This is a genomic window from Bradyrhizobium sp. LB14.3 (assembly GCF_040547985.1).
Lineage (GTDB): Bacteria > Pseudomonadota > Alphaproteobacteria > Rhizobiales > Xanthobacteraceae > Bradyrhizobium.
Genome location: NZ_JBEPQT010000033.1, coordinates 1 through 12252, shown reverse-complemented (window position 1 = coordinate 12252; position 12252 = coordinate 1). Strand labels below are relative to the sequence as shown.

The following is a 12252-nucleotide window of genomic DNA, read 5'->3' as shown; positions in this document are numbered from 1 at the left end:
ATGGTCAATCCGCGGTAAACGCACACGGAGCTGTGACGAGAAAAAGCGGTCTTTTTCAGGCCCCGAGATGAACGGCGCATCCGGAATGAAACGGCTTGGCGCGACTCAGCCACAGACTCTGACGCGGCGGGCGCGCCACGCATAGCCGTCCCAGAAGCGCTGCTTCTGCCAGACGCAGCCGTTGCCGTAATAGTCGTCGGCGACATAGCCAGGACCCGGCGCGTAATAGCGGGGCGGGTAGTAACCGGGGCCGTAGCCCGGACCATATCCGTAACCCGGGCCAGGTCCGTAATTATACGGGGAGGCCAATGCGCCGCCAACAATGGCACCGCCGATGATTCCGGCTGCCACGCCCGCAGCAACGCCGCGCTGCGCATGGGCGGGTGTACCGGCCGTCAGGGCCAGGGTGGCGACGGCAGCAACTGCCACGAGCGACTTCTTCATTGGCTTCGACCTTTCGAACAAACACACGGCAACTCTTTGGAGGCAAAGTTCCATACTTCGGTTGAATGATCAATGAACGGCACCCTCGCCGGGGGCCGACGGGATTGCGGAGGCGCGGCGATGGTGGTGGAGGGGGCGAACTAGGTCCGCCGCGAAATTGATCCAGCGCAACACCCTATTTTAGAGTCGTTCTAGGCTGTTTCCGCGCCAGTTTGGAATAGCTTCAAATACCGCTTTTTCCTTTTGCATCCGGACGGCCTCTTAAATATCGATGATGGCGCATCACCGAAGGGCCTGCCGCTTCCATGATCGTTTGTTCCTGTAACGTGCTAAGCGATGACGACATCCGCGCCGCCGTCGCCGAGTCCGATGACGCCGTGCGCCATGCCAAGCAGGTTTATGGGTGTCTCGGCTGTAGCGCCGAATGCGGCCGCTGCGCGCGGACAATCAAGACCATCATCGACGAAGCGCTCGGCCCGTGTGCCAAGTCCTGCTGCTCCGGCTGCCCCCACAACCACACCGTTGCCGCCAACGACGAGACGGCCGAGCCCGCCCAGTTTGCCCTCGCGGCCTGCTGAAAACTTCCGCAACCTCGGCTGAGCTTTATCCCGGCTGCGTCCCCGTAGCCGGTTGCCCCCGTCCCTAAACTCATTTAGAAGCATTCTAAATTCGGTGCAGAGCCGATTTGGACGCAAGATCTGGAGTGCATCATGCAGGGCGACGCAAAAGTTATCGACTATCTCAACAAGGCACTGCGTCACGAACTGACTGCGATCAACCAGTACTGGCTCCACTATCGCTTCCTCGACAATTGGGGGCTGCGGGACATGGCCAAGGTCTGGCGCAAGGAGTCCATCGAGGAGATGGAGCACGCCGACAAGCTCACCGAGCGCATCCTGTTCTTCGACGGCTTTCCGAACATGCAGGTGCTCGATCCCTTGCGCATCGGCCAGAACGTCAAGGAGATCATCGATTGCGATCTCGCCGCCGAGATGAGCGCGCGCGCACTCTATCAGGAAGCGGCAACCTATTGCCACAGCGTCAAGGACTACGTCACGCGTGACCTGTTCGAGAAGCTGATGAGCGACGAGGAGCACCACATCGACTTCCTCGAGACCCAGCTAGATTTGATCGGCCGCATCGGCCTCGAACTCTACACCCAGAAGCACGTCGGCGGGCTCGAGGGCGAGGGGCATTAGTCTGGCGCGTTAGCGCTGCCACAAAATTTCGTGTCGGCCTGGTTCGCAATTGCGCGCCAGGCCGGGGCGACAGTTTAGGACGCCAGCTACAACTGCGTCTTGTAGAGCTCTTCCACGATCTCCTGACTCTGCGGCTCACCAAGGCCGGTCTGCTCATGGACCACCTCGACGATGCTCGGCATCACCGAGCGCGGCACCTTCTCGGACGACCACAGCTTCGAGCGCATCAGTGCCTTGCCGCAGTGGAAATAGACTTCGCTGACGGCGACGTTCAGCACCGCGCGCGGCGGCTTGCCGAATTCCACCATCGAGGCGAGCAGGTCCGGATCGGCGGACAGTGTGCCGCGGCCGCCGACGCGCAGCGTCTCGTCGATACCGGGGACGAAGAACAACAGATGCACGAAGCCCGAGCCCTCGACGACGTTCCGAAAACTGTCGATGCGGTTGTTGCCGGAGCGATCAGGCATCAGCAGCTGGTTGGGGCCGGCGACGTGGACGAAGCCAACGCCGCCGCCGCGTGGTGAGGCATCGACGCTGCCGTCCACGCCCGATGTCGCGAGCACGCAGAAGGGCGACATCTCGATGAATTTCTTCGCGTGCGTATCGATCGCGGGGCGCGCTTTCGCGATCACGCGCGGGCTCGGCTGGGCATAGATGGTGGCGAGGTCTTCGGCGCAAAGATCAGTCAACGGCGTGCCTCCGCTTCAGCTTCGCGTCAAACTATCTGATTGGACCATTTTCAGCCAATGAAATTCGGGTCTGCCGTCTGCTACACCGCATCCGCCGGCACGAAGCAGCTGATGATGATAGCGCCGCGGTGGTGGACGTACCACACCACGGCCTGGCCGACCGGATTGCCGCAGTCACGGATGATGGCGCGCTCGGGCACCTGCATCCATTGTCCCTCGATCGGCACCCAATAGGCGCCACTGCGCACGTCGTAGTCGGTACGATGGCCGTCGGAGACGTCGCAGCAGGGCACGCCGTTCGGTGCAATCACGCTCTTGAACCAGGCGCGGACGTCGGGCGGGACGTGATCATATTGCCCGTTGTCGAACGCGAACGCGGCGCTCGTCAGCACCGCCAGCCAAACGCACAGTACGAGCCTGTGCATGCGATCCTCCTCATCGCGTGTCGTGCCATTGGCGCGCGATTGTCCCGCGCGTCGATTCGTATCGTTGATGCGATTAAGCCCGAGCTGTCAGCGCATTGCATGCTCAAATAATATGCGGCGTCGAGGCGCCGCATATGATGCATCGCGATATGGCTGCGAGCCTGGCAATCCTACATCGTCCGCTGCGGCGCGGTTTGTAGAAACTGCCGGACCTGCTCGCTGTAGAATTTTGCGTTGCCCGTGGTGCCGTGGCCGCGCGTCTCGGTGCTCCCTGGAATCAGGTAGAGACGCCCATTCTTGACCCGCTTCATCGCAGCGTCCGTGATACCGGTCTCGGGCGGGTTGCGCTCGTCGTCGGCAGAATTGATCAGCAGCAGCGAGGCCTCGATCTGCTCCAGCTTCTCGCCGGCATTGTAGTCATGCGAGGACTCCCACTGGTAGAGGAAGTCGTTGGCATCTGCCGCGATCGGCATGGCCAGCCGATCATCGACGATCTTGTCGGCCTTGGCTGCCGTCGGCGCTTGCGATTGATAGGCCAGCGTGCCGCCAATGCTCGCGATGCCGTAGGCGGCGATCGCGTATTTCATCATGCGCGGCTGGCCGGTATAGTTGCCGCCATTGTAGTCGGGATCGCTGCGGATGGTGTCGAGCATGATCCGCCGCAGCATCCAGTTGCGCGACGCCATCTCGGTCGGCTGCGAGGCCATCGGCACCAGCGCGTCCATCGCCTTCGGATATCTCTCGCCCCACATCCAGGTCTGCATGCCGCCCATCGAATTACCGATGACGAGCCGCAGGTGCTTGACCCCGAGCCCTTCCGTCACCAGGCGATACTGCGCCTCGACCATGTCGCCGTAATCGTATTTCGGAAAGTTCGTCTTCATCCCGTCGGACGGTTTTGACGATTTGCCATGGCCGATATTGTCGGGGATGATGATGTAATATTTGGAGGCATCGAGTGGCTGCCCCGCGCCGAACAGCTCGCCGGCAAAGGCGGGCGACAGCATGCTCGCGCCCGAGCCGCCGGTGCCGTGCAGCACCAGCACCGGCTGGCCTGAGGGCTCGCCGACGGTGGTGTAGTGCAGCTTCAGCTCCGGCATGGTCTCGCCGGTGTGGAATTTGAAATCCCTGGCGATCCAGTCGCCCTGCTTCGGCGCCGGATAATCGGCCGCCAATGCGGATGTCGAGATGGTCGACAACGAGACGGACAACAGGATGGCTGACAGCGCCGCGCAAGAAGCTTTCATGTCGATTTCCCCCATGCGGCTCATGGTCGGCGGCCGCGTTGCGGCGGAACTTAGCAGAACTGTCCGGAAGGATGTAGGATTTCGCTGTCGTCGATCGTCTTCAAGGGAAGCATCAGGAGAGACTGCATGTGCCGCAACATCAAGACGCTGTTCAATTTCGAGCCGCCGGCGACGGAGGATGAGATCCACGCCAGTGCGATCCAGTTCGTGCGAAAACTGTCCGGCTTCAATAAGCCGTCGCAGGCCAATGAGGCGGCCTTCGACCGCGCCGTGGCGGAGGTATCGGAGGTCGCGCGAAAACTCCTGACGTCGCTGCACACTCATGCGCCGGCGCGCGATCGGGAGGTCGAGGCGGAAAAGGCGAAGGAACGCTCGCGGCTGCGTTTCGGTTAGGCGGCCTCGAACGTCGTTCCGTGATCTGCCTCACGGTGAAAGCGGTTTCAACGCGCGATGATGTTCGCCGGGCTTTTGACACCCCGGAGCACGACCATGAGCCGCCTCCTTCTTCCGCTGAAAGCAGGTGCCATCGTTTTCACGCTGCTGTGGACCGCGTGGATGACGTGGTGGAGCGGCTCGTTCTCGAGCGCGAACGTCGTGGTCCTCGCCTTGTGCGGCGCGGCAGTCGGCTATCTCTGGTACCGCGCCATGCGCTGGCAGTTCGAGCGCATGGGCATGCTGCCGCGACGCGAGAACGGGACGAAATAGATTCGTCTGTCAGTCCTTGTGGCCGTGCTTCTTCTTTTTCTTCTTCTTCCTGTGATCATCGCCTTCGCTGCCGTCGTCCCCGTCATCGAGGGGCACGTCGTCGACCTCCTGCACGGCGGCCTCCAGCGCCTCGCGCTCGGCAGCTTCATGCTCGCGCTGGCGGCGGCGTTCGTCCCAGGCGTCGAAAAGCTGATCAAGCCACGGTAACACTTGTTCGATCGACGGCAATTGGCCCGGAGGCCCGGCTTCACCACGCGGGCCGGCTTCACCCTGCTTGCCTTGCGGGCCGGCCTTGCCCAGGGGGCCGGCCTTTCCGATCGGGCCCGGCTTGCCCTCTGGCCCGGGCTTGCCGCGCGCGCCGTCCGGTCCCCGCTTGCCTGGATGACCCTGTGGTCCCGGCCGTCCCGGTTCGCCCTGACGTCCGCGCGGTCCCTGCCGTTTTTGTTCGTCTGCCACGCCACTGCTCCCTCTGCGGAAGCCAGCTACTTAGCGGCCTTTGACGGCAGCGGCAATTCCGCCCGGCGCGCAGGGTTGATCAACATCAATCGGCTGCACGTCACGCGCTAGTCGTGATAGGCAGGGACCTCGATGCCGGAGGCGGCATAGATCCTGATCTTGTTGCGCAACGTGCGCACCGACAGGCCGAGCACGCGCGACGCGCGCGTCCGGTTGCCGTCGCAGCGCGCGAGTGTCTGGAGCACGAGCTCACGCTCGACCTCGTCGACGGTCGCGCCGATCAGCAGCGGAACGATCTGGTTCGGGGCAAGGAATTGCGCGCCCGGTTCGGACGTAGCGACATGAACAGTGGTCATCAAAACACCTCCCGATCGACGCCCGCTTCCATCTTTGGAAGCGGATCGAGAACCAACGACCCCCAAGCCGTAGATATACGGTGAGCGGGTTTGGTTAATGAAAGGTTAACCGCGGGCGATCGCACCAATTGACCTCAGGATTGCCGCGAAGGCGCCGCGATTGGCGCGAGATGCATCGTGATGCGGGCATATCTCGCCCCGCTCACACCGTCCGGTATCCGCCGTCCACCATCACGATCGTTCCCGTCACGTAGGCCGACATATCCGACGCGAGGAAGATCGCGGGGCCTACGATGTCCTCGGGCTTGCCGGTGCGCGCCAGCGGGGTGTGATCGACGAAGGCCTGCACCAGCGCCGGATTCGTCGCGCGCACATTGGCGTTGATGTTGGTCTCGATGAAGCCCGGCCCGATCGCATTGACGCGCACGCCCTCCTTGCCGAGCTCGACCGCGAGCGCCTTGGTGAAGCCGAGCACGCCGTGCTTCGAGGTGGTGTAGGCCGCCGAACTCGGCGTGCGCAGATGCACGAAGGACTGGATCGAGCCGATATTGACGATGCGACCCTTAGCTGCGCGCAACGGGCTGAGGAACGCCTGCGTCATGTTGAAGACGCCGTTGAGGTTGAGCGAGATGATGTCGTTCCAGTCCTTCGCCACTGTCTCCGGCTCCGCGGTGAAGGCATTGCGGCGGGTGATGCCGGCATTGTTGACGAGGATCGAGACCTGCCCAACCTTGTCGGCGACCTGCTTGGCGAGCGCAAAACAGTCGTCGCGCTTGGTCACGTCGAGCGCAAAGCTCTCCGCCTTGCCGCCGGCCTTGCGGATTCCCTCGGCGGCTTCCGCGACCGTGTCGGCGTTGACGTCGAGCAGCACGATCCGCGCGCCTTCGCGTGCGTAGCCTTCCGCGATTGCCCGGCCAATGCCGGAACCGGCGCCCGTGACGACGGCGATATGGTTAGCGAGCAATGCCATGACAATTTCCTCCCGATTTCGCTTCTAAGTTTCATGAAAGGCTAACCCGAAATTAAGGGGTCGGAAACGGCGGCCTTGGCATACTGATCTTCATTGCTAAACGTTGCGCGCATGATGGAACGGCTTGAATCCTGGAAACTCGCACTCGAACGCCTGCGGTCGTCGCAAGGCGCCGATTGGGCCGAGGCGGGCCGGCTCGTCGCCGAGATCGTGCGGATGAGCACCGATACCATGCTGCGCCTGGCCGCCGAGCAGGCGCTGCCGGTGCTGCGCCAGGCCGTGGACAATGACGATCACAGCGTCACGCTGGCGGCCCAGCGGCGCATCGGCGTGGTCCTCGAGGTCGTTCATGATCTCACCGCGCCGCGCTTCGGCCGCCGCAACGCCATGCCGAAAAAACTGTCCAGCGAGGATCGCGCCCGCAAGGTGCTCGGCCTGCCGCTCGCCGTGCAGCTCACCTGCGAGGACATCAACCAGGCCTATCGCCGCGCGGCCAAGGGCATGCACCCCGACCAGGGCGGCAGCGCCGAAGCCTTCATCGACCTCGCCGCCGCGCGCGATGTCCTGATCCATCCCCGCGCGTACAAGGACGCGTGAGAGCTCAGCTCTTGTTCACGCAGCTCGGATAGGGCGCGGCTTCGCCCGCTACGATCGGGCAGAGCTCGATCGGGCTGAGTGCGCGCAAACGCGCCTGCCAGCGGTCGTCGTTCACGGGCGGCTCGTCGCTTTCGGGGCCGCGCTCGGCCCACTGGATGGTGTAATAGTCGGTCGTACCCTTCAAGGTGACCAGGAGCGCGGTCTCGCTGTGCCGGGTCGGGCCGCTGTCGACGCGGCCGCAGCCGATCACGGCGACGAAACCTTCGAAGCGGCCGAACGTGGTGGTGCCGAGCGGTCTTGCCGCAAAGCTGTCGGGGCAGGCGGATTTGAAACCGCCTGCGATCGAGCCCGCGAATTTCTCCGGCGATGAACCTGGAGTGAGCGTCATGCCCTTCTCGCCTGTCACGGTGATCATCTCGGTCCAGCGTTCCGGCGTCTCGCCCTTCAGCACCGCCTCGCGGATGTAGTGGCCGTCCGCGGTGTTCTCGAACACCGCGGAAAAATTCGACGGCATCGCGAAGCTGACCAGCTGGCCGAAGATTGGCGAGATCACGCGAAAGGATTGCGGGGCCTGCGCGTACGCCGTTGCAGCGAGCAGGAGCGATGCGGCGAGAATCGTTGTTGTCGCCGGTGCGCGCATCGATTGGCTCCAAAGCCACGAGGTAAAAAAACGAGCGGGCAAGGATGCTAGCATCGCATCCTTGCTGGGGAGGGGTGGTGCGAGACGCTTTTTGGGGGGGGCGCGCCCCGGACAAGATGTGAGTAGTTCCGCCAGGTGGCCAGGTTCAAAGCGCGTGCGCGGAAAATGCGTGACTTCGGCCGAAAACCAGCGGCGCGTCCAAAAAGAAAAGGGCGGACCGCTTGCGCAATCCGCCCTCAAAATATGATCTGTCGTGTAAGGCTCAGAGCGTGCAGCGGCGCTCCGCGCGCAGCTTGATCTGGAGGTCCGAGGCGGCCGTGAAGGTCGGGAGCGGCTTGCTGACGACCTTGTAGGTCGAGACGCCCCACTGGAACGGCTTGTACTTCAGGTCCTCGTTCCAGACCTGGCAGATGCCGGTGTTGTCCCAGCGGATCACGTAATAGCCGACCGCGGCAGAGGCCGGCACGGCGAACACGGAGGTGGCGATGCCGGCAACGGCACAGAGGGCGAGAACGCGACGCATGAAATATCTCCTGATGGGAACGTGAGAAGGAAACTGGTGCGGCAAATCTGCGCGGCTGGCAAGCGGGGCGGCGACCGTTCACGGATATGTCAGCCGTTCGTCGGCTGTTCGGTCGACCCTTATTCCTTGACTGTCGCTTGATTACCCCTTGGCCAGCGACGCCACCGCCTCGATCTCGATCAGCATCTTCGGATCGGGCAGCGCCTGGACCACGCAGGTGGTGCGGGCGGGGTAGGGTGGTGGGCCGAAGGCGCCGGCGTAGAGCGCGTTCATGGCGGCGACGTCGGAGGCGCGGGTCAGGAGCACGTTGACCTTGACGAGATCGCGGACGCCGGCGCCGGCCTCCTCCAGCACTCGCTTGATGTTGACGACGACGTTGGCGAACTGCGCCTCGAAGGCGTCGGGCAGCGCGCCGCCGGCGTCGAAGCCGGGAATGCCGGAGGCGAACAGGAGATCACCGGCGCGCGTGGCAAAGGATAGCGGCGGCGCCTTGGCGTGCGGCGGGGGTGCGAAATGCTGGATCGGCATGGATCACCTCGGATGGACGGCTGGAGGCGGTAAGCGTAGCGGCAGGTCGGGCCCGCTCCAACAAAAAACGCGAAAACAACCCCATGCACAGTAGGCATCAAGCAGAAATCGTTGATCTTTTTTGTTTTCGGGAAAAGCAAAATATTCATTTGCTCCGTCGGGCAAAACAGGGGCAGAATGGCATGATGGCAGTCGGGCGTCTGGTCGCGCCAAACTCCGCCGTCATGCCCCGGCTCGACCGGGGCATCCAGTACGCCGCGGCGTCTCGGTATCCCACCGCGATCTCTGGAATACTGGATCGTCCGGTCAAGCCGGACGATGACAGTTGAGCGTGTGCTACAGACCGCGATTCACGCCCACCCCATCATGTTGCCGCCGCGATGCATCGGATACATTCGCTGCGTCTGATTCGTTTCCCGCCTTGAAAAATAGCCCCCGGAGACCCCCATGAAATTCGCATCCACCCTTCGCGCCGCGCTGCTCGGCATTGCCGCGCTTGCCGGCCTCTCGACCTCGGCGCTGGCCGACGGCGGCACCGTGGTGCTGACGATCTACAAGGCGGGCTGGATCATCGGCGGGTCCGGCGGCTCGGGCGTGCTGAGCTTCCGCGGCCGCTCCTATTCGCTCTCGACCGGCGGGCTCGATTACGGCCTCGTCTTCGGCGGCTCCAAGACCGTGCTGCGCGGCCGCGTCTCCAACATCAACCGGCCCTCCGACATCGCCGGCGTCTACGGCGCCGCCGGTGCCGGCATCGCGATCGGCCGCGGCGCCCGCGCCATCGTGCTGACCAACCAGAAGGGCGCCGTGCTCGAGCTGTCCGGCACACAGGTAGGCCTGATGGCGAATGCGGATCTGAGCGGGCTCGCGATCACGATGCGGTAGGGCGTGTAGAGGGGGCAAAGGCGCGCAAGCACCGTGCCCCTCATTGCGGTGTTAGACCCTCATGGTGAGGAGGCGCGTAGCGCCGTCTCGAACCATGCGGGCCCGTCTCGCCCGCGGCCATCCTTCGAGACGATCGCTTCGCGATCTCCTCAGGATGAGGTCTGTGGTTGCGGCGTCACCGCCGCATGAATCCGCCCGCAATGCGCGACGAGATTTGTGTGCGGATCGACGAACGCCTTCAGCGGCGTCGGGATTGGGAAGTAATAGATGTTGGCGATGAAGCCGTAGATGCCGGCATCGATGCTGGTCGGCGCCTGGCCGTGCACGAAGCCGGTCGCCGGCACGATCTCGACCAGCACCTGCAGATCGGCGAGCCCCCGCGCGTAAGCCTGCTCGGGCGTATAGCGGCCGATGCCCTGGAAATGATAGCGCTGCGAATTATACGCCTTCGCCTTCTCGAATCCTGTCGCGTCGATCTGCTTGTGCTGCGCGATGAAGGCGTCGCGAAACGCCGGATAATAGCGCTCGTCCTTCCAGCGCGAATACGACATCACCCAGTAGAGATCGTCGAGCATGCGCGTGACGAGATGATTGGTCCGCCTCTGCTCCGCAGTTAGCGCTGCATCGATGGTGAGGCGGTACTTCGCGATCGCGTGCGCGATGATGGTCTCGCTGTCGCCGATCGTCTCGCCGTCATCCACGATATAGGGCAGCTGCCCGCGCGGCGCGGCGGAGGCGTCGAACACGTGCTCATGCACGAACGGCACGCCCGCGAGCTTCAGGAAGGCATAGACCTTGAGGCCGTAGCCGTTGTTGTCGGCGACGCCGAACAGGTCTGGATAGGAATAGAGGGTCAGCATGGGATGCTCCTCGAGCTGAAGTCGTATCGCCGCAGTGACGGGCTTGCAACAGTCCCGCGCTTTGTGCGCCGCCTCCTTCGGCGGACGATGGCATCGTCGCCGGTTTGTCCCCGACAACGTCGCCCGGGATCGCTATACTCCGGATCCTGGTGACCTCGGCGAGATGGGGATCCCTATGGCGAGAGACTTGGAAGGCAAGGTTGCAGCCGTGACCGGCGCTGCGTCGGGCATCGGATTGGCCAGCACCGAGGCGATGTTGGCCGCGGGCGCGCGCGTGGTGATGGTCGACCGCGACGAGGCCGCGCTGAAGGCGCTCGGCGACAAGCACGGCGACGCAGTGATCCCGCTGCTGGTCGACCTGCTGGAACCAAAGGATTGCGCAACGCTGCTGCCGCGCGTTCTGGAGCAGGCCGGCCAGCTCGACATCCTGCATGCGAATGCCGGCACCTATGTCGGTGGCGATCTGGTCGATGCCGACACCATGGCGATCGACCGGATGCTGAACCTGAATGTCAACGTCGTGATGAAGAACGTGCACGACGTGCTGCCGCACATGATCGCGCGCCGGACCGGCGACATCATCGTCACGAGTTCGCTAGCGGCGCATTTTCCGACACCATGGGAGCCGGTCTATGCGTCGTCCAAATGGGCGATCAACTGCTTTGTCCAGACGGTGCGGCGCCAGGTCTTCAAGCACGGCATCCGCGTCGGCTCGATCTCGCCCGGCCCGGTTGTCAGCGCACTGCTCGCGGACTGGCCGCCGGAGAAGCTGAAGGAAGCCAGGGAATCGGGAAGCCTGCTGGAGGCCAGCGAAGTGGCTGACGTCGTGATGTTCATGTTGACGCGGCCGCGCGGCATGACAATTCGTGACGTGGTGATGCTGCCGACCAATTTCGATCTTTAGAGCGCCAACCGCCCCTACGAACCCTTCGATCCGGCGATGAAAACCGCCAGTTGAGCGTCGAAAGCGCGCCTGAAGGCCGGCCGCGCTTCGCCGCGGGCGACATAGGCGGCGATGCCGGGATATTCGTCCAGCAGGCCCGAGGCGTTCAACCGGCGCAGCACCGTCACCATCATGAGATCGCCGGCGCTGAATGCGCCGTCGAGCCAATCGGCATCGCCGAGGCGACGGGACAATTCGCCGAGCCTGACGCGGACGCGATCCTTCAGGACCGGCAGGCGCTCCTCGTACCAGCTCTTGTCGCGCTCGAACAGCATGGCCATCCCGAGCTCGACGATCGGCGGCTCCAGCGTGCTCAGCGCGGCAAACATCCACGCGATCACGCGGGCTCGGGCGTTCGCATCGTCAGGCAGCAGCCCGGCATGGCGCTCCGCGATATGGAGCACGATCGCGCCGGATTCGAACAAAGCGAGATCGCCATCCTCGAAGGTCGGGATTTGCGCGAACGGATGCAGCGCGAGATGTGCGGGCTGCTTCATGTCCTTGAACGAGACCAGACGGACGTCGTAGGGCTGACCCACCTCCTCGAGCGCCCAGCGCACCCGCATGTCGCGCGCCTGTCCCCTGCCGCGGTCGGGCGAGCTTTCGAAGGCGGTGATGGTGGGGGACATTTGAGGTCTCCATTTGTCGTCATTGCGAGCGCAGCGAAGCAATCCAGATTGCCGCCGCGGAGACATGTGTGTGTCAAGGAGAGCAGTCACCTTTTTGTTCGACTGCGGCCACCTCTTCGTCCCGACCGCGGGCTGTGCAGGATGGCGCGCGCAGATCAA

Annotated in this window: 19 protein-coding genes; 7 read left to right on the top strand and 12 right to left on the bottom strand. The window is 63.6% G+C overall.

Going from position 1 to position 12252, the window contains the following annotated elements; translation table 11 throughout:
- Positions 1-105 precede the first annotated feature (105 nt).
- Positions 106-444 (bottom strand): hypothetical protein, encoded by a 339-nt coding sequence (locus ABIB00_RS34005; protein ID WP_354107421.1) that lies wholly within the window; start codon positions 442-444, stop codon positions 106-108.
- Between the two features lie 305 nt (positions 445-749).
- Here ABIB00_RS34005 and ABIB00_RS34000 point away from each other — a divergent pair, with 305 nt between their 5' ends.
- Entirely contained in the window at positions 750-1022 is a 273-nt protein-coding gene (locus ABIB00_RS34000) for a (2Fe-2S)-binding protein (protein ID WP_354107383.1), read from the top strand.
- Between the two features lie 132 nt (positions 1023-1154).
- Entirely contained in the window at positions 1155-1643 is a 489-nt protein-coding gene (gene bfr, locus ABIB00_RS33995) for a bacterioferritin (RefSeq protein ID WP_247347820.1), read from the top strand.
- Between the two features lie 86 nt (positions 1644-1729).
- Here bfr and ABIB00_RS33990 read toward each other — a convergent pair whose 3' ends face one another.
- The 3 genes from ABIB00_RS33990 to ABIB00_RS33980 form a co-directional block, all read right to left on the bottom strand.
- Complete coding sequence (locus ABIB00_RS33990; RefSeq protein ID WP_247347819.1) at positions 1730-2332, bottom strand: MSMEG_1061 family FMN-dependent PPOX-type flavoprotein; 603 nt, start codon at positions 2330-2332, stop codon at positions 1730-1732.
- An 80-nt stretch (positions 2333-2412) separates the two neighbouring features.
- Entirely contained in the window at positions 2413-2757 is a 345-nt protein-coding gene (locus ABIB00_RS33985; RefSeq protein ID WP_354107382.1) for a hypothetical protein, read from the bottom strand.
- A 170-nt stretch (positions 2758-2927) separates the two neighbouring features.
- Complete coding sequence (locus ABIB00_RS33980; RefSeq protein ID WP_354107381.1) at positions 2928-4004, bottom strand: alpha/beta fold hydrolase; 1077 nt, start codon at positions 4002-4004, stop codon at positions 2928-2930.
- 126 nt (positions 4005-4130) lie between these two features.
- Here ABIB00_RS33980 and ABIB00_RS33975 point away from each other — a divergent pair, with 126 nt between their 5' ends.
- Positions 4131-4397, top strand: coding sequence for a DUF2277 domain-containing protein (locus ABIB00_RS33975; protein ID WP_092021683.1), 267 nt, complete (start codon positions 4131-4133; stop codon positions 4395-4397).
- Between the two features lie 96 nt (positions 4398-4493).
- Entirely contained in the window at positions 4494-4709 is a 216-nt protein-coding gene (locus ABIB00_RS33970) for a hypothetical protein (RefSeq protein WP_354107380.1), read from the top strand.
- Positions 4710-4718: 9 nt separating this feature from the next.
- On the opposite strand, the gene ABIB00_RS33965 is transcribed toward ABIB00_RS33970, so the two are convergent.
- The 3 genes from ABIB00_RS33965 to ABIB00_RS33955 form a co-directional block, all read right to left on the bottom strand.
- Complete coding sequence (locus ABIB00_RS33965) at positions 4719-5165, bottom strand: collagen-like protein (RefSeq protein WP_354107379.1); 447 nt, start codon at positions 5163-5165, stop codon at positions 4719-4721.
- Between the two features lie 107 nt (positions 5166-5272).
- Entirely contained in the window at positions 5273-5521 is a 249-nt protein-coding gene (locus tag ABIB00_RS33960; RefSeq protein ID WP_354049163.1) for a helix-turn-helix domain-containing protein, read from the bottom strand.
- 202 nt (positions 5522-5723) lie between these two features.
- Entirely contained in the window at positions 5724-6491 is a 768-nt protein-coding gene (locus ABIB00_RS33955; protein ID WP_247347813.1) for an SDR family NAD(P)-dependent oxidoreductase, read from the bottom strand.
- 111 nt (positions 6492-6602) lie between these two features.
- On the opposite strand from ABIB00_RS33955, the gene ABIB00_RS33950 reads away from it, so the two are divergent.
- Entirely contained in the window at positions 6603-7088 is a 486-nt protein-coding gene (locus ABIB00_RS33950; protein WP_247347812.1) for a J domain-containing protein, read from the top strand.
- 4 nt (positions 7089-7092) lie between these two features.
- Here the strand turns inward: ABIB00_RS33950 and ABIB00_RS33945 are convergent, their stop codons facing one another.
- The 3 genes from ABIB00_RS33945 to ABIB00_RS33935 form a co-directional block, all read right to left on the bottom strand.
- Positions 7093-7728, bottom strand: a complete 636-nt coding sequence (locus ABIB00_RS33945) for a hypothetical protein (RefSeq protein WP_247347811.1) — start codon at positions 7726-7728, stop codon at positions 7093-7095.
- Between the two features lie 262 nt (positions 7729-7990).
- The gene (locus tag ABIB00_RS33940; RefSeq protein ID WP_247347810.1) at positions 7991-8251 is read right to left on the bottom strand and encodes a hypothetical protein; all 261 of its coding nucleotides are present in this window, start codon (positions 8249-8251) and stop codon (positions 7991-7993) included.
- Positions 8252-8392: 141 nt separating this feature from the next.
- Positions 8393-8779, bottom strand: coding sequence for a RidA family protein (locus ABIB00_RS33935; RefSeq protein ID WP_354107378.1), 387 nt, complete (start codon positions 8777-8779; stop codon positions 8393-8395).
- Between the two features lie 447 nt (positions 8780-9226).
- On the opposite strand from ABIB00_RS33935, the gene ABIB00_RS33930 reads away from it, so the two are divergent.
- Positions 9227-9661, top strand: a complete 435-nt coding sequence (locus ABIB00_RS33930) for a hypothetical protein (RefSeq protein WP_354107377.1) — start codon at positions 9227-9229, stop codon at positions 9659-9661.
- A 149-nt stretch (positions 9662-9810) separates the two neighbouring features.
- Here ABIB00_RS33930 and ABIB00_RS33925 read toward each other — a convergent pair whose 3' ends face one another.
- On the bottom strand, positions 9811-10521 hold the full coding sequence (locus ABIB00_RS33925) for a glutathione S-transferase family protein (RefSeq protein ID WP_354107376.1): 711 nt from the start codon (positions 10519-10521) through the stop codon (positions 9811-9813).
- 175 nt (positions 10522-10696) lie between these two features.
- Here ABIB00_RS33925 and ABIB00_RS33920 point away from each other — a divergent pair, with 175 nt between their 5' ends.
- Positions 10697-11425, top strand: coding sequence for an SDR family oxidoreductase (locus ABIB00_RS33920; RefSeq protein WP_354107375.1), 729 nt, complete (start codon positions 10697-10699; stop codon positions 11423-11425).
- A 14-nt stretch (positions 11426-11439) separates the two neighbouring features.
- Here the strand turns inward: ABIB00_RS33920 and ABIB00_RS33915 are convergent, their stop codons facing one another.
- Entirely contained in the window at positions 11440-12093 is a 654-nt protein-coding gene (locus ABIB00_RS33915) for a glutathione S-transferase family protein (protein ID WP_354107374.1), read from the bottom strand.
- Between the last annotated feature and the right edge of the window lie 159 nt (positions 12094-12252).

Bases quoted from the DNA above. Each gene is read 5' to 3' on its own strand.
- ABIB00_RS34005 (WP_354107421.1), bottom strand. From the start codon at position 444: ATGAAGAAGTCGCTCGTGGCAGTTGCTGCCGTCGCCACCCTGGCCCTG.
- ABIB00_RS34000 (WP_354107383.1), top strand. From the start codon at position 750: ATGATCGTTTGTTCCTGTAACGTGCTAAGCGATGACGACATCCGCGCC.
- bfr (WP_247347820.1), top strand. From the start codon at position 1,155: ATGCAGGGCGACGCAAAAGTTATCGACTATCTCAACAAGGCACTGCGT.
- ABIB00_RS33985 (WP_354107382.1), bottom strand. From the start codon at position 2,757: ATGCACAGGCTCGTACTGTGCGTTTGGCTGGCGGTGCTGACGAGCGCC.
- ABIB00_RS33980 (WP_354107381.1), bottom strand. From the start codon at position 4,004: ATGAAAGCTTCTTGCGCGGCGCTGTCAGCCATCCTGTTGTCCGTCTCG.
- ABIB00_RS33975 (WP_092021683.1), top strand. From the start codon at position 4,131: ATGTGCCGCAACATCAAGACGCTGTTCAATTTCGAGCCGCCGGCGACG.
- ABIB00_RS33970 (WP_354107380.1), top strand. From the start codon at position 4,494: ATGAGCCGCCTCCTTCTTCCGCTGAAAGCAGGTGCCATCGTTTTCACG.
- ABIB00_RS33960 (WP_354049163.1), bottom strand. From the start codon at position 5,521: ATGACCACTGTTCATGTCGCTACGTCCGAACCGGGCGCGCAATTCCTT.
- ABIB00_RS33955 (WP_247347813.1), bottom strand. From the start codon at position 6,491: ATGGCATTGCTCGCTAACCATATCGCCGTCGTCACGGGCGCCGGTTCC.
- ABIB00_RS33950 (WP_247347812.1), top strand. From the start codon at position 6,603: ATGATGGAACGGCTTGAATCCTGGAAACTCGCACTCGAACGCCTGCGG.
- ABIB00_RS33945 (WP_247347811.1), bottom strand. From the start codon at position 7,728: ATGCGCGCACCGGCGACAACAACGATTCTCGCCGCATCGCTCCTGCTC.
- ABIB00_RS33940 (WP_247347810.1), bottom strand. From the start codon at position 8,251: ATGCGTCGCGTTCTCGCCCTCTGTGCCGTTGCCGGCATCGCCACCTCC.
- ABIB00_RS33935 (WP_354107378.1), bottom strand. From the start codon at position 8,779: ATGCCGATCCAGCATTTCGCACCCCCGCCGCACGCCAAGGCGCCGCCG.
- ABIB00_RS33930 (WP_354107377.1), top strand. From the start codon at position 9,227: ATGAAATTCGCATCCACCCTTCGCGCCGCGCTGCTCGGCATTGCCGCG.
- ABIB00_RS33925 (WP_354107376.1), bottom strand. From the start codon at position 10,521: ATGCTGACCCTCTATTCCTATCCAGACCTGTTCGGCGTCGCCGACAAC.
- ABIB00_RS33920 (WP_354107375.1), top strand. From the start codon at position 10,697: ATGGCGAGAGACTTGGAAGGCAAGGTTGCAGCCGTGACCGGCGCTGCG.
- ABIB00_RS33915 (WP_354107374.1), bottom strand. From the start codon at position 12,093: ATGTCCCCCACCATCACCGCCTTCGAAAGCTCGCCCGACCGCGGCAGG.